We start from the raw sequence: 18,550 nt of genomic DNA, 5'->3' as shown, positions 1-18,550 counted from the left end.
GTGCCGTTTCCCTCCGCCTCGGGGTTGCCTGACCCTGATGATGCGCAGGGGCGGGCGCCGGGGGGTGTGCGGATCGGCCAAAGGTCGGGGAACGGGCTTGGAGGGACGGCCAAGGGGCCCTCACGCCCGCACTCGGTCGGGCTCAGCGCAACGCTTCCGCGACCTCCCGCGCGGCCTCCATCACGCGTGCGCCCACCCGTTCCGGCACGGCGTCCGCGAGCATCACCACGCCGACACTGCCCTCGACGCCGGTCACCCCGACCAGGGGCGCCGCCGCCCCGCTCGCCCCCGCCTCCAGCTCCCCGTGCGTGAGCGTGTACCCGGGATCGGAGGACGGCGACTGCCGTGCGGAGAGGATCGCCTTGCCGGCCGCGCCCCGGTCCAGCGGATGCCGGAACCCGGCCCGGTAGGCCACGTGGTAGTCCGTCCAGGTGGGCTCCACCACCGCGACGGCCAGCGCCTCGGACCCGTCCACGAGCGTGAGGTGCGCCGTCGCCCCGATGTCCTCGGCGAGCGACCGCAACGCGGGCAGGGCGGCCTCCCGTACGAGCGGGTGCACCTGCCGTCCGAGCCGCAGCACGCCGAGTCCGACCCGGGCTCGCCCGCCCAGGTCACGTCGTACGAGCGCGTGCTGCTCCAGCGTCGCGAGCAACCGGTACACCACGGTCCGGTTCACGCCCAGTTTGGTGGACAACTCGGTGACGGTCAGCCCGTGGTCGGTGTCGGCCAGCAGCTTGAGGACGCGCAGTCCCCGGTCGAGCGTCTGAGAGGTCTCCGCGGTCACGACGCCCACTCCTTCGGCGGTGAGGTCGGCGGCCCTTGTTCGGCGGATGCGTCACCGAGTCCCGTCGGCGACGCGCTTCAGAGGCCGCCGATCGGCAGGACGGCCCGGCGGCTCCCGGACCTAGTCGCTTCACGGCTGCGCTCCGCGGCGGCGCTGCCACGGGGCGTGTGCGTAGCGGGACAGTAGCGAAGCCGGTTCGCTGAGCGGAAGTCTTCGTCCAGAATCCGGGCAAGCCCAGATCCGGCCTGCCTGCATTCGTCCGGATACGCACACACGAAGATCCGCGCGACACCCTCTCGACGAACCGAGCCACCCACCCACCCCGGGGTCCGGGGCGAAGCCCCCGGACGGCACCCTCTCGGCGAACCGAGCCACCCACCCACCCGGAGTCCGGAGCGAAGCCCCTGGACGGCACCCCCTCACCGCCCCGAGCCACCCACCCGGGATCGGAACCGACCCCCCCGGACGGCACCCTCTCGGCGAACCGAGTCACCCACCCACCCGTGGTCCGGGGCGGAGCCCCTGGGCGGTGCCTTCTCGGCGGACCGAGTCGGGTGGGCGGGTGGGCGAATCCCCCCAAGCCCAGCGCAGCGTCACCGCATGCGCGTAGCCCACTCCCGCACCTTCTCGATCCGCTGCCGCAACTGCCCCGCCGTGGCCTCCGCGCTCGGCGGCCCCCCGCACACCCGCCGCAGTTCGGTGTGGATCACCCCGTGCGGCTTCCCGCTCTGGTGGACGTACGCGCCGACCAGCGTGTTCAGCTGCTTGCGCAGCTCCATCAGCTCCTTGTGCGTGACCACCGGCCGCCGCTCGGCCGGCAGCTCCAGCAGGTCGGCCTCGGTGTCCGGCTTCTTGCGGCTGTGCGCGATCTGCCGGGCCTGCCGCTTCTGCAGCAGCAACTGCACCTGCTCGGGCTCCAGCAGCCCCGGAATCCCCAGGTAGTCCTGCTCCTCCTCGCTGCCGGGATGCGCCTGCATGCCGAACTCGGCGCCGTCGTACAGCACCCGGTCGAACACGGCGTCGGACTCCAGCGCCTCGAAGGGCAGCATGTCCTGTTCGCCGGTGTCCTCGTCCTGCTGCTTGTTCGCCTCCTCCATCTCCTTCTCGGATTCGGCGTACGGGTCCTCCTCGCCCTCCTTCCTCGGCTTGTCGAGGGCGTGGTCCCGCTCCTTCTCCATCTCGTTGGCGAAGGTCAGCAGGTCGGGCACGGTCGGCAGGAACACGGACGCGGTCTCGCCGCGCCGCCGGGACCGTACGAAGCGCCCGACGGCCTGCGCGAAGAACAACGGCGTCGAAATGGTCGTCGCGTACACGCCCACCGCGAGCCGCGGTACGTCGACCCCCTCGGACACCATCCGCACGGCGACCATCCACCGCTCGTCGCTCGCGCTGAACTCGTCGATCCGCTTCGAGGCGCCGGCGTCGTCCGAGAGGACGAGCGTCGCCTTCGTCCCGGTGATCTCCCGGATGAGCTTGGCGTACGCGCGCGCGGAGTCCTGGTCGGAGGCGATGACGAGGGCGCCCGCGTCCGGGATGGCCTTGCGGACCTCGGTCAGCCGCTGGTCGGCGGCGCGCAGCACGCTCGGCATCCAGTCGCCGCGCGGGTCGAGGGCCGTACGCCAGGCCTGGCTGATCGCGTCCTTGGTCATCGGCTCGCCGAGCCGCGCGGCGACCTCGTCGCCGGCCTTGGTCCGCCAGCGCATGTTGCCGCTGTAGGAGAGGAAGATCACCGGCCGGACGACCCCGTCCGAGAGCGCCGAACCGTAGCCGTACGTGTAGTCGGCGGCGGACCGCCGGATGCCGTCCGCCCCCTCCTCGTAGGTCACGAAGGGGATGGGGTTAGTGTCGGACCGGAACGGCGTACCGGTCAGCGCGAGGCGCCGCGTGGCCGGTTCGAACGCCTCCAGACAGGCCTCGCCCCAGGACTTGGAGTCGCCGGCGTGGTGGATCTCGTCCAGGATCACCAGGGTCTTGCGCTGTTCGACCCGGTTGCGGTGCAGCATCGGGCGCACTCCGACACCGGCGTACGTCACGGCCACGCCGTCGTACTCCCTGCCGAGCGGGCCCGCGCTGTACTCGGGGTCGAGCTTGATCCCTATCCGGCCCGCGGCCTCGGCCCACTGCTTCTTCAGGTGCTCGGTCGGCGCGACCACGGTCACCTGCTGTACGACGTGGTGGTGCAGCAGCCAGGAGGCGAGCGTCAGCGCGAAGGTCGTCTTGCCGGCGCCGGGCGTGGCGACGGCGAGGAAGTCACGCGGCTGCTCCTGGACGTACTTCTCCATCGCCCCCTGCTGCCAGGCGCGCAGCTTGCTGGCGGTACCCCAGGGGGCCCGGCCCGGGAAGGCGGGCGAGAGGTGGTGGGAGGAAGCGGACGAGGCGGCGGTGGTAGTCACGGTCTCCGAGCGGGGTAGGGCGGCTACGTATGACAACCGGGCCACCCTACCGGCGCCGCCCCGCGCTCGACGCGCGGACGACCCCGCCTCGCCCGCGGGTGGGAGCGACGTCACAGCAGTCCCGTCGGCCCCACGCCCGCGCCCCACCGCGGTCACCGCGGGCCGCCGCGCTCACCCTCCGGCACTCGCCCGATCGGCGCTCCACCCGCCGCGCTCACCGCCCACCACCGTCCCCCCACCACGATCCCCCGCCTCCGTCACCGCGTCGGCGCCGGCCGCTCCCGCAGCCGCGTGGTCACCCAGGCTCCCGCCACCGCCACCGCCGCCATCGGCAGGAAGACGGCGGCGAAGGCGGCGGGATGCCCGCCACCGGACCCCGTGGTGGCCGCGGTGCTCCCGCCGCCCAGGGCCGCGAAGGCCGCGCCGGTGGCGGCCAGGAGGACGACGTTGGACAGGGCGTCGGAGATCTGGAGCGCGGCGGAGTTCGCGCCGGCCTCCTCCGGGGCGGACAGCTGGAGCAGCAGCACGCTGGTGGAGGAGATCACCAGGCCCATCCCGAAGCAGCCGATCCCCCAGGCGACGGCCACGGTCCACACGGGCACGGAGTGCAGGAGCACGCTCGGCGCGGTGACGATCGCGACGGCGACCAGCACCATGCCGACGGTCATCAGCCGCTCCCGGTACGGCGCCAGACGCGGCCGGGACTGCACGAACGAGCCCAGCGCCCACGTCCCGCCGCCGGCCGCCAGCGAGAACCCGGCGAGCGTCGGGGACAGCCCGCGCTGGGTGACCAGCATCAGCGGCACGAAGGACTCGGCGGCGATGAAGGACCCCGCGGCCAGCCCGCGCAGCAGCACGACGCAGGGCAGGCCGCGGGCGGCCCGGTAGGTGCCGTGGGGCAGCAGCCCGAGCACGGCTGGCACCAGCAGGGCCGCTCCGGCCAGTCCCGGGAGCAGGGCGAGGGGCCGCAGGTCCTGGGCGGCGTACTGGAGGAGCCCGGCGCCCAGGGAGATCCCGAACGCGAGCCGGATCCGCCGCCGGTCGAAGGAGCCGGCGCCGGCCTCCGCGTCCACCGGGCCGGCCGCCCGCCGCCGTATCTGGGGCAGGGCGAGGGCGAGCGGGAACACGACGAGGACCGGGATGCCGAGGAAGACCCAGCGCCAGCCGAGGTGCTCGGTGACGGCACCGGAGGCGAGGGGGCCGACGATCGAGGGGACGACCCAGCCGGCGGCGAAGGAGGCCATGATCGCGGGCCGCAGCCGCTCCGGATAGGCGCGTCCCACGACGACGTACAACGCGACAATGACCAGCCCGCCGCCGAGCCCCTGCACGGCCCGTCCCAGGATGAAGATCCACATGACCTGCGCGGTCCCGGCGACGACGAGCCCCACCGCGAAGGCCGCGATGCCGGTCGTCAGCGCCCCCAGCGGACCGCGCCGGTCGGACCACTGTCCCGCGAGCACCATTCCGAACAGGCTGGTGGTGAAGTACCCGGAGAAGGCGAACGCGTACAGCGCCAGTCCGTCCAGCTCCCGCGCGGCGACCGGCATGGCGGTCCCCACGGCCGTCGCCTCGAACGCGATGAGCACCACGACGGACACGATCCCGACACTCAGCGCCCGGTACGCCCTGCTCAGCACACCGCCGTCCTGTTCGGCGGGGGGATCGAGGACATCGGACTCACGGGATCCAAGGGCACTCATGTGCGACAGAGTAAGGCCCACAACCGAGTTTGGCCCCTGTCAGGAGACCGACCGGCGGTAGGCCCTTGGTCGTACGTCCCGCCCCGCTTCGTGAACGGCACATGGCAGTCCCGTTGCAGCGCCCCCGCCGCCCTTGAGCCCCTCACGGCCCGCCCCGTACGTTCTTCTCACGAACACGGCCGTGTGCCCGAGTGGTTCAGGGACTCGCCCGCGCTGCATCCGTCAGCGAGCTCCGCTCGCGGGGAGTCACGCGGGTCCGATTCCCACCACGGCCGAGTACGACAACAGAACACGGCCGTGTGCCCGAGTGGTTCAGGGACTCGCCTGCAAAGCGAGTTACGCGGGTTCGATTCCCGCCACGGCCTCTGATGCCTTGGCCAGTCCGGAGGGGCGGCACTCTGACGGGTGCCGCCCCTCCGGACGTGCTTTCGGCTCGTGCCGTCGGTCGGCCGTCGCCGCTTTCCGATGCGGTCCGTCTGCCCGACCTGGAACCGGAACGAGATCGATCATTTCGAACATCTCCGGCCACGTGCGCCGCCGGTTCCCTACGCTGTGGCCCACTCAGTCGTCTGCGTGCCCCGGCACGAGCTTCGAGGGGGGTCCATGGAACTCGACACGTTCATGCAACTGGCCGGCCCGACCATCGGCGCCGCGATGTCCGCCTACGGCGTGGCGGTACTGACTCAGGCCGAGGACGCGGCGGCGGGGGCGACCGTGAACCTGGGGAGGCGCATCCTCCAGCGTGTGTGGCAGCGGCGCGACGAGCGGCAGCGTGCGGCGCTGGAGGCGGACGTCCGCGAGGCGGCCGAGGAGAGCGAGGACGCCGACGCCCAGGCCGCTCTGCGGCAAGCCGTCAAGCGCACCCTGCGGCAGCACCCGGAGCTGCTGGCGGAGCTGGCAGAGCTGCTGCCTCGGCCGGAGCCGCGGCCGGCCCACTTCACGGTGTCGGGCCCGGGCTCCGTGGTCAACCCAGGCATCAACTACGGATCGATGACCTCCACCACGACGATCCACGGCGGCAACTCCCAGTGACATCGGCGCCGCTCGATCTCAGCGGTACCGGGCAGGTCCTCAACTTCGGCATCAACACCGGCGTGATGAGCAGCACGGTCACGACGGTCGTGCTGTCGGCCGAGGCGCTGCGATCGGCTTCCGACGCTCGGGCCGAAGGGGTCGTCCACCTGGACCAGCCGCCGAGCCACCGCTTCACCGGACGACAGCACGAACTCGCCTCGATCCGCGACATGCTGACCGCCGAGCGCGCCGGTCCGGGTGTGTCTGCCGTGGTCGTCCACGGGCTGGGCGGGGTCGGCAAGAGCACACTGGCGCGGCAGTACGTCCACACCTTCCGGGAGACGTACGACCTGGTCTGGTGGATCGACGCCTCCTCCCCGGGGAAGATCGAGGAGGCTCTGGCCGGCATCGCCCGGCTCCTGAGCCCCGTCTGGGCCGGAACGGCGCAACAGCCCGAGCTCACCTCATGGGCCCTCGCCTGGCTCCAGTGCCACACCTCCTGGCTGCTGGTGTACGACAACGTCGAGGATCCCGCGCTCCTCGGACCCTTCCTGGGCAGTCTCGGCAGCGGACACCACCTGATCACCAGCAGGCTGGCCGACGATTGGGACGACCTCGGCGCCGTCGGCAGCGCACTGCTCCCGCTCGGCGTTCTCCCACAGGGCGAGGCGGCGGACCTCCTGTGGTCCTGGGTGTCCGAAGTGGACCCGTCCGACGCGTCGCGGTGGCAGACCGGGCAGCTGGCCCGGGAGCTCGACGGCCTCCCGCTCGCCTTGGACCAGGCCGGCGCCTATGTGAAGCGGACCCGCACCACGGTCGCGGCCTACCGGCTCCGCCTCGGACTCCACGTCTCCAGAACCCCTGCGCGCAGGGACCCGCGACAGACCGTCGCCCGGATCTGGCAGGTGACCTTGGCGGCGATCGCCGACGACGACCCGTCGGCGGTCGACCTCCTCTACGCCGTGGCCTGGCTGGACCCCGACGAGTGCCCACGCGACCTGGTCACCCGACTGGCGCCGGACGAGATCGCGGCCGACGACGCCCTGGGTGTCCTGCACGCCTACAGCATGATCACCTTCACCGGGCGGGACGTAGCCGTCCACCGCCTGGTGCAGAGCGTGCTGCGCACCGACGCCGTCACCGCGGCACAGCGCGCGCACCCGGGCGAGTCCGCGCCCGGCCGGCCCCGCGGGCGGCACGAGGCCGAGCAGGCAGTGCTGCAGATGGTCCACCCGAGGGGAGTGGACCAAGCGCATGACGCCCAGGAACTCGCGCGCCTCGCCGGACAGGTGTGCGCGCTGGCGGCGACCGACCCGAAGGACTGCTACAGCACGCCGGTGTCCGCGCTCTACGTGAACACCGCCGTGCATCTGGAGGAGCGGGGCCAGAGCGTCCGGGCGCTGCCGTTGTACGAGGCGTACAGCGCTCAGACCGAGCGCGGATTCGGCCACGACCATCCGTACGCGCTGGTGGCCCGCTGCGCTGTGGGGCGGGTGTACGAGACGGCGGGTCGCCCGCAGGACGCCGTCGAGGTCCTGGAGCCGACCCTTGAGCAGAGCCTGCGGCTCCACGGCCCCGGACATCTCACCACGCTGAATCTCCGCCACGGCCTCGCTTCCGCCCACAGGTCGGCCGGTCGAGTGGACCGGGCGATCGACGAGTACGAGACGGCGACGGCCGCGAGCAGGGAGGCCCTCGGCCCCGACCACCTCAGAACCCTGACCCTGCAAGGTGATCTGGCGGGTGCCTACGAGTCGGCCGGCCGTGTCGAGCAGGCGATCGCGCTCTACGAGGACATCGTCCAGCGGGATGCCGACGCGTCCGACCGCTACGAGGACCTGGTGCCCTCGCTGAGACTCAACGGGTTGCGGCTGCGCAACAACCTCGCCGGGGCGTACGAGAGCGCCGGCCGCCTCCCAGAGGCGATCGCCCTGTACAAGGAGGTCCTGGCCGGCCTGGAGGATGTCTGCGGCTCCGACCACCCGGACACCCTCAGCTGCCTGGGCAATCTCGGATACGCCTACGAGTCGGCCGGAGACCTGGGCCGGGCGCGTGAGGTGTACCAGGAGGTCCTGAGACGACGCGAGCAGGCTCTCGGCGAGGAACACCCCGACACCCTGCTGAGCCGCAGCAACCTCGCCTACCTCTGCCTGACGACGGGTGACGTCCCGACCGGGCTCGACCTGTGCCGGACGACCCTGGCGCAGCGCAGGGGCGTCCTCGGCCCGGAACACCCCGACACCCTGATCAGCCTCAGCATGCTCGCCTCGGCCCACTCCGCGGCCGGGGAGCCGGAGCACGCGGTCCCCCTCTTCGAGGAAACCCTCCGCCTGCGCCGGAAGGTGCTCGGCGATGCTCACCCCGACACGTTGCGCAGCCTGATGAACCTCGCCACCTACTTCAACAAGCTGGGGGACGCCGCCCGTGCCGTCCCCCTCCTCGAAACCGTGCTGGCCGAACAGGAACGGCTGCTCGGAGCAGAGAGCCGGGACGCCCTGCTCAGCCGCAACAACCTCGCGGCAGCCTGCCGGGCGGTAGGTGACCTGGATCGGGCACGAGCGCTGTTCACCACCGTCCTGGAGCAGCGCACACGGATTCTGGGCCCGGACCACCTGGACACCCTCAGCAGCCGCGCCGGCCTGGCCCGGGTGTACGAGGCGTCAGGCGAACTCGACCGAGCGGTCCCGCTGTACGAATCCGCACTCACCCGTCTCACCGAGCTGGTCGGCGCGGACCATCCCGTCACCAGTCTGGTGGCAGGCCTCCTGACGGAGGCGTTGCGCAAGAGGGAGCAGGCCTCTGATGCCTGACCCAGGCGGTACGAGAGGGCGGCACCCCGTGCGGGGTGCCGCCCTCTCCTTCTGTCGCCTCAGCCGCGGGACGCGTACGAGACGAAGTCCGTCCAAGCGTCCGACGCGACAGCGAACTGCGGACCACCAAGGGACTTCGAGTCACGGACGTGCACCCTGGGGGGAGTGACGGCCACCTCGACGCAGGACTCGCCGTTGGTGCCGCCGCTGTAGCTGCTCTTGAACCATGCCAGTTCGGAGGGGTGCCCGGCGGAGGCCTTGCGCATCATGTCTCTCCCAGCAGTTTCTGGATGAAGGCGAGCGACTCCCGCGGTGGGAGGGCCTGCGCCCGAATGGTGCCGTACTGCAACTCCAGGATGCGGAGCTGCTTCGGGTCGGAGACGGGCCGGCCGTTGAACAGGCCGTCGGATCGGCCCACCGCCTTGCCGTCCGAGAACTTCAGCAGCTCGATCCTGCCGTCCAGCCCCGGGTGGGCGTCGGTGTTCGTCGGCATGACCTGGAGCGAGACACTGTTCAACTGTCCCACCTCCAGCAGATGTTCGAGCTGCCGACGCCACACCATTGTGCCTCCGACTTGCCGGCGCAGCGGCGCTTCCTCCAGCACGAAGTGGATCGATGGGGCCGGTACACGTTCGAAGACCGACCTCCGGGCCAAGCGGGCGGCCACCATGCGTTCCACGTCATCCGGCGAGTACGGTGGCTGCGCTGCCCCGATCACGGCTCGTGCGTGCTCGGCCGTCTGCAGAAGTCCGGCGATGATGTTGCACTCGTACAGGCCGATCTCCACCGCCTTGGCCTCCATCTCCGCCAGGGCGCACACCTTCTTCGGGTACCGGACCTTCTGCACGTCCTCCTTCATCGCCGAGAGCAGGCCGCCGGCTCCCAGGACGTCATCGGCCTTGTCCAGGTACTCGGGCCGGGGAATCCGCTTTCCGCTCTCGATCTTGTAGACCATGTCCTCGCCGTAGCCGACGGCCTTGGCGAAGTCACCGGCCCTCATGCCCACCGCTTCCCGGCGCAGCTTCAACTGCCGTCCGACGGTGGTGATGACAGCGATGCCCCACTCGTCGTCCGGGTCGACCTGCCAACCCTGCCCACTCATCTCGCCCTTGAGTGTCTCCGCAGCCGCGTCGACCGCCATGCACACCCCTACATCACCGTGTGTGTCCGCATCGTCACGGACCACGGTAGGGATGTGCAACCACGCCAAGTGACCGGAACCGGGAAAATCGCTGCGGTCGGATGTCAGAACACCCCGCCCGCCTCGTCCTGGAACACGTTCGTCCAGTAGTGCCAGGCCGTGTCCGGGGCGGTGCCCGTCGGGTCGACCGAGTGCAGGGTGCGGATCATGAGGGCGACCAGGTGGTCGTAGGCCCGCGTGGACAGTTCGTGGCCCAGGTGGGCGTCGATCGTGCGCTCGTGATGGATGAGCCACAGGGTGCAGGCCAGGGTGGAGACGTCGCTGTTGAGGGGGTGGAGGGCCGCCTCGGGCTCGCTGAAGGTGAGGACCGCGCCCGTTCGGCCGTCGACCACCAGGCTGGTGTCCTCCAGGAGGTGGCCGAGGCGGATCAGGTGGTCGCAGTGGGCCGGGAGCTCGGCGAGGGGGTACTCGGGGCGTTCCTGGGTGAAGTACTCGCGGAGCGTGGGGAGCGGGACGTCCGTGTCGGCGTGGAAGAGGACCGCCTCCTCGGGCAGGCCCGTCTCGCGCAGGAAACGGCGGGTCGGCTCGTGGGTGAGCGTCTTCGGGAAGTCGACCTCCTCGAAGCGGGCCACCCTGCCGTGCCCGAACTGCTGGTCCAGGACGCGTGCCGGGACGTCCAGGGTGAGGCCCGATGCCGTGCCGGGGCCGGCGATGAGGGAGAGCGGGCGGATCAGCGCCGCCGCCTTCCAGTACGGCGGGACCTCGCCGCCCGTGCCCTCCTCGAAGAGGGTGAGCAGACGGCGGGAGGCCTCGGTCACGGTCCTGGGGCCGTACTGGCCCGCCAGCGAGGCGAACCGGCCACGCAGGCCCGCCAGTTCCTCGGTGACCGCGGCGAAGCGCAGCAGCGTGTTCAGGGAGGGCGCGAAGGGGCTCGGGTGGGACGGGTCGAAGAGGTAGGCCGTCGTCAGCTCGCCGGTGGTGCCGTCGAGCAGGATCGACTGGCGTTCCATGCCGGCCGGGGTGAGCAGTTCGCCTATGACCAGGCGGCCGCGCAGCTCCTCCGCCAGGTGGAAGGGGCCGTCGGCGGCGTCGGCGAGGGTGCGCAGGCCGTGCGTGCGCAGCGGGGAGAAGGTCAGCAGGGCGGTCTCCGCGGGCAGTCCGGCGCCCGTGAGGAGGCCGCGCGTCGGCGCATGGGTCACGTAGCGGTCCAGTTCCGCCTCGGTCAGCGTGATCGCCGGAACTCCGGCGTCCGTCGTGCTCATCGCTCCCCCGCGATCTCCCGGTGCGTGGCAGGTCCGCGTACCCCGTCGTACGCCGCCCGCGGGCAGGTGCCCCCCACTGCCGAGCACACTACGCCGCCCCACTGACAACGGCCCTCACGAGGGAGGACGCCTGACGGCCCGGGACCGTTGCGCGTCCGCGGGAAACGAGCGGGAGGACTCCGCTCGCCGGCCTGGTGTCTCAGGTGAAGTAGACGCCGCCCAGGACAACGGCCAGTGCCGCGAGCGCGAACAGCAGGATCCACAGGAACAACTTGCCCACGCCGGGCGCGGGTTCGTAGCGCGGCTCCTCGGGCGGCGGTGTGCTCACCGGTCCGTCACCACCGCCGCCTGCGGGCGGATCGGGAGGCGGTTGACCGGGCGGCCGGTGGCGGCGCGGACGGCGGAGGCGATGGCCGCCGGGGCCGCCACCACCGGAACCGCGCTGACGGACTTGGCGCCGAAGGGGGCCACCACGTCCCGTTCCTCCACCAGTTTCACGATCCGGATGTCGGGGGCGTCCAGGGCGGTCGGCAGGGCGTAACCGGTCAGGTCGGGATGGCGGACGAGGCCACGGGGCGTGCGGAGGTTCTCGGTGAGGGCGATGCCCACGCCCTGGGTGACGCCCGCCTCGATGCGCGCGGCCAGCTGCGCCGGGTTGAGCACCCGGCCCACGTCCTGGGCAACCGCCAGCTCCACGACCCGGACCGAGCCCAGCTCGACGTCGACGTCCACCACCGCGCGGATCGCGCAGAAGGCGAGGCCGACGAAGGCGTCGCCCTGGCCGGAGGCGTTCAGGGGTTCGGTCGGATGCGGGCGGCACTGGGCGGTGGCCCACAGCTCCTTGCCCTCCATCGCCTCCGCGACGGTGGTCGACAGCACGCCGTCGTACGAGGTGATCTTGCCGTCCGTGATCTGGAGCAGTTCGGTGGACATGCCGAACTTGTGCGCCAGGGGCTGGAGGAGTTGCGCGCGGACCATCTTCGCCGCCCGCTCCACCGCGCCGCCGGACACCCAGGTGTGCCGGCCCCGGCAGCCCGCGCCGGCCGGCGGCTGGTCGGTGTCGACGGGGGCGACGTGGACCTCCTCCACGCCGAGGGTCTCCTGGACGATCTGCCGGGCCAGGGTGGTGAAGCCCTGGCCGGTCTCCACGGCCGCGCACAGCACGGTCGCGATGCCGTCGTGGACCTTGACCGTCGCGGTCGACACCTCGTCGGCGCCCTCCGCGCCGAGCATGTGCACCATGCCCAGGCCGTAGCCGACGCCCCGGCGCACCGCGCCGGGCTCGCCCGCGCCCTCGGGACCGCCGGGCAGCAGCCACTCCTCCTCGGGGGTGTCCTTGGGCAGCGCCGGGAGCGGGAAGTCCCGGACCGCCTGGAGGAGTTCGGCGACCGGGGCCGGGCAGGTCACGGTCTGGCCGATCGGGAGGACGTCACCGGTGGCGAGGACGTTGCGCAGGCGCAGTTCGGCCGGGTCCAGGCCCAGCTTCTTCGCCAGCTTGTCCATCTGCGCCTCGTAGGCGGCGCACACCTGCATGGCGCCCTCGCCGCGCACGTGGCCGGAGGGCGGGTTGTTGGTGCGCACGGCCCAGCCCTCGATGAAGGCGTTGGGGACGACGTACGGGCCGCACGCGAAGGACACGGCGGCGGCCAGGGCGTCGGAGGACGTGTCGGCGTACGCGCCCGCGTCCAGCAGGATCTGCGCCTCGACCTTCACCAGCCTGCCCTCGGCGTCGGCGTGGTGGCGGTAGCGCAGCAGCGTCGGGTGCCGGTGGGCGTGGCCGAGGAAGGACTCCTCGCGGGTCGCCGTCAGCTTCACCGGGCAGCCGGTCTTCAGGGCGAGCAGGCCGAGCGGGAGCTGGAAGCCCTGGTCCTCGCGGTCGGCCGTGGCACCGGGCACCCCGGTGACGACGATCTTCACCCGGTCGGGGGACAGGCCGTAGCAGGCGGCGGCGGCGTTGCGGTCGGTGTGCGGGTCGGTGGAGGCCAGGTACAGCTCCACCCCGCCGTCCGGACGCGGTACGGCGAGACCGGCCTCGGCGCCGATCGGGGCCGGGTCCTGGCGGCCGATGCGGTACAGGCCCTCGACGACCACCTCGCCGGCCGCCTCCGGGTCGCCGTGGTGCAGCGGGATGTGCCGGATCAGGTTGCCGTCGGGGTGCAACGGCTCGGCCTCGAAGGCCTGTTCCGGGTCGGTGACCGGGTCCAGCACCTCGTACTCGACGATGACGGCGGCCGCGGCCATCCGTGCGGTGTCCGGGTGGTCGGCGGCCACGGCGGCGATGGGCTCGCCGTGGTGGCGCACGATCTCGGAGGCGAACACCGGCCGGTCGGGCGTGCCCCGGCCGTGGCGCGGGGTGCCGGGCACGTCCTCGTGGGTGACGACCGCGCGGACGCCGGGCATCTCGCGCGCGTGGGTGGTGTCGATGGAGACGATGCGCGCGTGCGCGTGCGGGGAGCGCAGCACGGCCGCCCACAGCAGGCCCTCGGCCCACAGGTCGGCCGCGTACGGGAAGGTGCCCTCGGTCTTGGCGCGGGCGTCGGCGTGCGGCAGGGAGGCGCCGAGGCCGTGCGACGGCTCCTCGGCCACGGGGGCGGGTTCCGCGGCGGTGGTCGCGGTGCCGGCTTCGTTGCTCACGCCTGGCCTCCGTCCTGGCCGTAGTGCTGGTCGTGCGGTCCCGGCGGCGTGCCGTACGGGTCGGGTGCGTCGTACCGGTCCGCTCCGCCGTACGCGTCGGGCGTGTCGTACGGGACGGGCGTCCCGTGCGTGTCCTGCCGGCGCGGGGGGTCGAACGCGCCGGGCGCCTCGAAGGCCGACGGGTGGACGCCGCCGGAGCCGGGGCCCGCCTGGTGCGGGATGCGGGCCTCGTCCGTGTCCGTCGCGGGGCCGGCGTGGGCCGCCTCCCGCTCGGCGACGACCTCCTTGACGGCCTCCAGGACGCCCCGGTAGCCCGAGCACCGGCACAGGTTGCCGCACAGGGCCTGCCGGGTCTCCAGCTCGGTCGGCGCGGGGTTGCCCTCCAGCAGGTCGTGCACGGTCATCGCCATGCCGGGCACGCAGAAACCGCACTGGACGGCTCCGCAGCGGGCGAGCGCGCGCTGTACGTCGGAGGGCCGGCCGTCCTCGGCCAGGCCCTCGACCGTGCGCACCTCGCTGCCGGCCGCGGTGACCGCCGGGACCAGGCAGGAGGCCACCAGGCGGCCGTCGACCTGCACGTTGCAGGCGCCGCACTCGCCCTGCGAGCAGCCGTCCTTGGCGCCCGCGAGGCCGAGCCGCTCGCGCAGCACGTACAGCAGGGACTCGCCGATCCAGGCGTCGGTGACCGGGCGGTCGGTGCCGTTGACGCGCAGGACGTAGGAGGCGAGCGGGTGGTCGTCGTTCGGCGGGAGCGGTACGGCGGCCCCCTCGGAGTCCTCCGCGGCCGCGGCGCCTTCGCCGGGGGTGTCCGGCGCGGGCGCGTCGACGGCATCCTCGGGTCCGGCCGCCGGCGGGGAGCCGGGGATGCCGGGGTCCGCGGAGCCGGCCGGCTCCGCCGGGTCCTCCGGGTCGCCCGTGTCCGGCGCCGTGGCGGGCTCGGCCGCGGTCGGCGGGCCCGCGGGGCCCTCTGGGTCCGCCGGGGCGTCAGCGGGGCGTTCAGGGGCCTCGGCGGCGCCCTGGGCGTCGTCTTCCGGCGCGGTGGCGTGCTCGGCCGGCTCGTGCGCCGACGAAGCCGGTTCGGCGGGCGCAGGGGCGGCGTCCGTGGCGCCGGGCGTGCCGGCGTCGTGGGCACCGGCGTGACCGGCGTCCGGGTGACCGGCTCCCTCGTGGCCGCCCTCGTCGTGACCGGCGTGCACGTGACCGGCGTCCGGGTGACCGGCTCCGTCGTGGCCGCCCTCGTCGTGACCGGCTCCGGCCTCGCCGCCCCGCGCCTGACCGCCGGGACCGTGCCCGTACCCGTCCTGCGGAACGTACGCCTCGGCGGCGCCGTACCCGTTCCGCGAGCCGTACGCGCCCCCGGTGCCGTACGCCTGTTCCGTCCCGTGTCCGTCGTCCACGCCGTACGCGTCCGGCGCGCCCGCTGGCTCGCCCCCGGAGGGGTACGCGTGGCCCGTGCCGTCCGTCGCCCAGGGCGCCGGCGCGCCGCCGGGCAGCGTGGCGGGCGGTGCGGCGCCCCACTGCTCGACCAGCGAGGACGTGGTGAACTCGCCCGACTCGTCGGGGAGTTCACCCCCGGCGACGGGGATGGACCACTGCCCGGTGACGTCGTGCCCCGGGGCGGCCGGTGCCGCGGGCTCCTCGAAGGTCCAGTGCTGGGTGGCGGCGGGCTGGTAGGTGAACCGGTCGTCCGCGGCGTGCGGCGGGGCCGGGGTGGCGTTCGGGTCGGGCCACGGGCCGCCGCCGTCCGGCGCGGGCCAGGTGCCCGGGGCGCCGTCGGTGTGCGTGCCGTCGGTGTGCGTGGCGGTGATCCGCGGCGGCACGTAGCCGTGTCCGGGCGCGGCCAGCGGGCTGTCGCCGGACAGCAGGGCGTCGATGCCGCCCTCGGGGAGTTTGACGAAGGCGGTGGCGCCGTCGTCGTAGTCGCCCTGGGGCAGCGGGTCCCAGCGTCCGCCGCCCTGGGGCGTGCCCTCTCCGTGCTGGTCGTCGGTCACGACAGCGCCCTCCCCAGTGCTCGTCGGGCCAGTGCGGCGACGGTGCGCCGCAGGTGCAGTACGGCGGGCGGAAGCGGGGTCACCGAGCCGTCGGGCTCGGGGGCCGGGTCCGGGATGCAGGCCGCGGCGACGTACTCGCCGAAGGCGTGCAGGGCCTCCGGTACGAGCGCGCGGTCGTTGTCCCAGTCGATCAGCTGGGCGACCCACTGCTCGGCCTCCAGCGGCCGGAGCGGCATCGGCGCTATGGCTCCGACGGCGCAGCGCACACCGCGCCGGGCCGGGTCGAGGACGAGCGCCACGGAGGCGAGCGCGCGGCCCGGGCCGGTGCGTCCGGTCGCCTTCAGGAAGACCTGCGGGGCGTGCAGCAGCGGTACGCGCACGTAGCCGATGAGTTCACCGCCGCGCAGCATCTCCACGCCGGCCAGCAGGTGCGACACCGGGATCTCCCGGCGGGCTCCGCCCGGGCCCGCGATGATCAGGGTCGCTTCCAGGGCGGCCAGCACCGGCAGCGCGTCCCCGGTGGGGGCGGCGGAGGCGATGTTGCCGCCCAGGGTGCCCGCGTTGCGGATGTGCGGCGGGCCCGCGGCGCGCGCGGCGGCGGCGAGCGCCGGGATCAGGGCCGCGAAGTCGGGGCGGCCCATGCGCGCGTGCGTGAGGCCCGTGCCGAGCAGCGCGTGGCCGTCCTGGTACTGCCAGCCGCGGATCTCGCTGATCCGGCCGAGGCCCACCAGCGCGGCGGGCCTGAGCTGGCCGGAGTTGACGGCGGCCATCAGGTCGGTGCCGCCCGCCACGGGGACGGCGGTGGGCATGGCGGCCAGGGCCGCCACGGCCTCGTCCAGTGTCGTGGGCAAGGTGACGGCCTGCGCCGCCTGCGGTGCGTGCGTGGTCAAACCGGCTGCCCCTTCCCGCTGCCCCACCTGGTCCCGCCTGTGTTGCCGTACGGTACGTGCTGACAAGGCGGACGACGCAACTCTGGCACATCTTCGCGACGCCCGGACGCAGGGGTCCGCTAGGAGGCATTCGCCCACCCCACCAGGGAGGTGGCCGTTTTCGCACGGCATCACCGGTGTGTACGGATTGCCACTCTTCGGTGATGCTGCCGGGGTTTTTCCGTTGCCCGTCCGGGGCCGGGCCGGCCCCGCGCTGTCACCTGTTCGGGGGCGGCCCCTCGATCGGGCGGCCGGGCACGCCGGGGCGCTTCTGCCACGGGCGGGGTCCGGCCGGCGGGCGGTAGGCGACGCCGAGGGCGTCAAGTCGCCGGTAGTGGGCGGCCATCCGGCGTTCGAAGCCGGCGTAGTCCCGGTCCGCGGGGGCCGGCAGCGGGCTCCAGGCGACCTCGGCGAAGGCGGCGAGCCGGGGGAAGGCCTGGTAGTCCACGCGCGCGGTGTCCTCCAGCACCTCGGTCCAGACGTTGGCCTGGGTGCCCAGCACGTGCCGGGCCTCCTCGCCGGTGAGCCCGTCCGGCACGGGCTCGAAGCGGTAGACGTCCTCCAGGGTGCGCACGAAGCCGATCGGCACGGGCTCGTCCTCGCCCGGGGCCTGACGGTGGTCCAGGTACACGTACTGCTCGGGGCACATGACCACGTCGTGGCCGGCCCGCGCGGCGGCGACACCGCCGCCGTAGCCGCGCCAGGAGGAGACGGCGGCGCCGGGCGCGAGGCCGCCCTCCAGGATCTCGTCCCAGCCGATGAGGCGGCGCCCGCGCGCGGCGAGCCAGGCGTCGAAGTGCCCGATGAACCAGGACTGCAACTCGTTCTCGTCGGCCAGGCCGAGGTCCGTGATCCGCGTCTTGGCGGTGACGGACTCGGTCCACTGCTCCTTGCGGCACTCGTCGCCGCCGACGTGGACGAACTCCGAGAACGCGGCCGCGTCCGCCGGGAACAGCTCCAGGACCTCCTCGAACACCCCCTCGTAGAACCGCAGGGTGGCGTCGGTCGGGGCCAGGACGTTGGACGAGATGCCCCAGTTGTCCCAGACGGTGAGGGCGGTGGTGTCGACGACGTCGGTGTTGCCGAGTTCGGGGTACGCGGCGATGGCGGCCTGCGAGTGGCCCGGCACGTCGATCTCGGGGACGACGGCGATGTGCCGCTCGGCGGCGTAGGCGACGATCTCGCGGATGTCGTCCTGGGTGTAGTAGCCGCCGTGGGGCTTCTCCTCCCACAGCGGTGAGGCCCGGTGGCCGAACTTCGTCCGCGTGCGCCAGGAGGCGATCTCGGTCAGCCGCGGGTAGCGCTCGATCTCGATGCGCCAGCCCTGGTCGTCCGTCAGGTGCAGGTGCAGGACGTTGAGTTTGTGCGCGGCCATCAGGTCCAGGTAGCGCAGCACGCCGTCCTTGGGCATGAAGTGCCGGGCGACGTCGAGGAGCAGCCCGCGCCAGCGGAACCGGGGGGCGTCCTCGATGACCTGGTACGGGACAGCGGGGGCGGTGTCCGGGCGCACCGGGGCGCGCCGGAAGGCGTCGGGGCCGAGCAGCTGGCGCAGGGTCTGGGCGCCCCAGAACACGCCGGCGGGCCCGCCGCCGCGGATCTCCACGCCCCCGTCGGCGGCGGTGAGCCGGTACGCCTCCGGTTCCAGCGTGTCGTCCACCAGCAGCCGTACGCCGTCGCGGGCGTCCCGGGGCCCGGGGCGCAGCGGCAGGCCCAGGGCCGCGCCGAGGGTGGCGCGCAGCCAGCGTTCGGTGCGTTCGGTGCCCTCGCCGGCCCACAGCGTGGTGCCGGGCCCGAAGGGTACGGCGGGCCCCTGCCGCTCCTGGATCGCGCGCGGCGCCGGAATCAGTTCCACGACATCAGCCCCTCCCGGCGTCGCGCCTCACGCAACG

The 18,550-nt window shown here is 73.3% G+C and carries 13 protein-coding genes and 2 tRNA genes; 4 read left to right on the top strand and 11 right to left on the bottom strand.

Annotated elements, in window-relative coordinates:
- Nucleotides 1-142: 142 nt before the first annotated feature.
- From LG395_RS16680 to LG395_RS16670, 3 genes are all read right to left on the bottom strand, one after another.
- Nucleotides 143-784 (bottom strand): IclR family transcriptional regulator, encoded by a 642-nt coding sequence (locus LG395_RS16680; RefSeq protein ID WP_171155776.1) that lies wholly within the window; start codon nucleotides 782-784, stop codon nucleotides 143-145.
- Nucleotides 785-1,377: 593 nt separating this feature from the next.
- Nucleotides 1,378-3,177 (bottom strand): DEAD/DEAH box helicase, encoded by a 1,800-nt coding sequence (locus tag LG395_RS16675; protein ID WP_225810287.1) that lies wholly within the window; start codon nucleotides 3,175-3,177, stop codon nucleotides 1,378-1,380.
- A 257-nt stretch (nucleotides 3,178-3,434) separates the two neighbouring features.
- Complete coding sequence (locus LG395_RS16670; protein ID WP_225810286.1) at nucleotides 3,435-4,880, bottom strand: MFS transporter; 1,446 nt, start codon at nucleotides 4,878-4,880, stop codon at nucleotides 3,435-3,437.
- A gap of 177 nt (nucleotides 4,881-5,057) precedes the next feature.
- On the opposite strand from LG395_RS16670, the gene LG395_RS16665 reads away from it, so the two are divergent.
- The 4 genes from LG395_RS16665 (at nucleotide 5,058) to LG395_RS16650 (ending at nucleotide 8,704) form a co-directional block, all read left to right on the top strand.
- Nucleotides 5,058-5,155: transfer RNA gene (locus tag LG395_RS16665), tRNA-OTHER, on the top strand.
- An 18-nt stretch (nucleotides 5,156-5,173) separates the two neighbouring features.
- Nucleotides 5,174-5,245: transfer RNA gene (locus LG395_RS16660), tRNA-Cys, on the top strand.
- Nucleotides 5,246-5,483: 238 nt separating this feature from the next.
- The gene (locus LG395_RS16655; protein ID WP_171155772.1) at nucleotides 5,484-5,912 is read left to right on the top strand and encodes a hypothetical protein; all 429 of its coding nucleotides are present in this window, start codon (nucleotides 5,484-5,486) and stop codon (nucleotides 5,910-5,912) included.
- Complete coding sequence (locus LG395_RS16650; protein ID WP_225810285.1) at nucleotides 5,909-8,704, top strand: tetratricopeptide repeat protein; 2,796 nt, start codon at nucleotides 5,909-5,911, stop codon at nucleotides 8,702-8,704. The genes LG395_RS16655 and LG395_RS16650 overlap by 4 nt, the downstream gene beginning before the upstream one ends.
- A 59-nt stretch (nucleotides 8,705-8,763) precedes the next feature.
- On the opposite strand, the gene LG395_RS16645 is transcribed toward LG395_RS16650, so the two are convergent.
- The 8 genes from LG395_RS16645 to LG395_RS16615 form a co-directional block, all read right to left on the bottom strand.
- Nucleotides 8,764-8,973: a DUF397 domain-containing protein gene (locus LG395_RS16645; RefSeq protein ID WP_225810284.1), complete on the bottom strand. Its 210-nt coding sequence runs from the start codon at nucleotides 8,971-8,973 to the stop codon at nucleotides 8,764-8,766.
- Nucleotides 8,970-9,845 (bottom strand): helix-turn-helix domain-containing protein, encoded by an 876-nt coding sequence (locus LG395_RS16640; RefSeq protein ID WP_225810283.1) that lies wholly within the window; start codon nucleotides 9,843-9,845, stop codon nucleotides 8,970-8,972. The genes LG395_RS16645 and LG395_RS16640 overlap by 4 nt, the downstream gene beginning before the upstream one ends.
- Before the next feature lie 104 nt (nucleotides 9,846-9,949).
- Nucleotides 9,950-11,107 (bottom strand): SUKH-4 family immunity protein, encoded by a 1,158-nt coding sequence (locus tag LG395_RS16635; RefSeq protein WP_225810282.1) that lies wholly within the window; start codon nucleotides 11,105-11,107, stop codon nucleotides 9,950-9,952.
- Nucleotides 11,108-11,306: 199 nt separating this feature from the next.
- Entirely contained in the window at nucleotides 11,307-11,435 is a 129-nt protein-coding gene (locus LG395_RS41180) for a hypothetical protein (protein ID WP_263982651.1), read from the bottom strand.
- Nucleotides 11,432-13,741 (bottom strand): xanthine dehydrogenase family protein molybdopterin-binding subunit, encoded by a 2,310-nt coding sequence (locus tag LG395_RS16630; protein ID WP_225810281.1) that lies wholly within the window; start codon nucleotides 13,739-13,741, stop codon nucleotides 11,432-11,434. Before LG395_RS16630 ends, LG395_RS41180 begins: the two co-directional genes overlap by 4 nt.
- A complete protein-coding gene (locus tag LG395_RS16625; RefSeq protein ID WP_225810280.1) occupies nucleotides 13,738-15,732 on the bottom strand; it encodes a 2Fe-2S iron-sulfur cluster-binding protein in 1,995 nt (664 codons plus the stop codon). Before LG395_RS16625 ends, LG395_RS16630 begins: the two co-directional genes overlap by 4 nt.
- Entirely contained in the window at nucleotides 15,729-16,622 is an 894-nt protein-coding gene (locus tag LG395_RS16620) for an FAD binding domain-containing protein (RefSeq protein WP_225810279.1), read from the bottom strand. The genes LG395_RS16625 and LG395_RS16620 overlap by 4 nt, the downstream gene beginning before the upstream one ends.
- A gap of 256 nt (nucleotides 16,623-16,878) precedes the next feature.
- The gene (locus tag LG395_RS16615; RefSeq protein WP_372463317.1) at nucleotides 16,879-18,513 is read right to left on the bottom strand and encodes a beta-N-acetylhexosaminidase; all 1,635 of its coding nucleotides are present in this window, start codon (nucleotides 18,511-18,513) and stop codon (nucleotides 16,879-16,881) included.
- Nucleotides 18,514-18,550 lie beyond the last annotated feature (37 nt).

The sequence above is a fragment of the Streptomyces spinosus genome (genome assembly GCF_020400655.1).
Classification (GTDB): Bacteria; Actinomycetota; Actinomycetes; order Streptomycetales; family Streptomycetaceae; genus Streptomyces; species Streptomyces argyrophylli.
The sequence above is the reverse complement of the archived record's forward strand: the minus strand, read 5'-3'. Positions and strand labels throughout refer to the sequence as shown.

Excerpts from the sequence above, each read along its gene's own strand:
- LG395_RS16635 (WP_225810282.1), bottom strand. The coding sequence starts at position 11,107 with ATGAGCACGACGGACGCCGGAGTTCCGGCGATCACGCTGACCGAGGCG.
- LG395_RS16670 (WP_225810286.1), bottom strand. The coding sequence starts at position 4,880 with ATGAGTGCCCTTGGATCCCGTGAGTCCGATGTCCTCGATCCCCCCGCC.
- LG395_RS16640 (WP_225810283.1), bottom strand. The coding sequence starts at position 9,845 with ATGGCGGTCGACGCGGCTGCGGAGACACTCAAGGGCGAGATGAGTGGG.
- LG395_RS16655 (WP_171155772.1), top strand. The coding sequence starts at position 5,484 with ATGGAACTCGACACGTTCATGCAACTGGCCGGCCCGACCATCGGCGCC.
- LG395_RS16645 (WP_225810284.1), bottom strand. The coding sequence starts at position 8,973 with ATGATGCGCAAGGCCTCCGCCGGGCACCCCTCCGAACTGGCATGGTTC.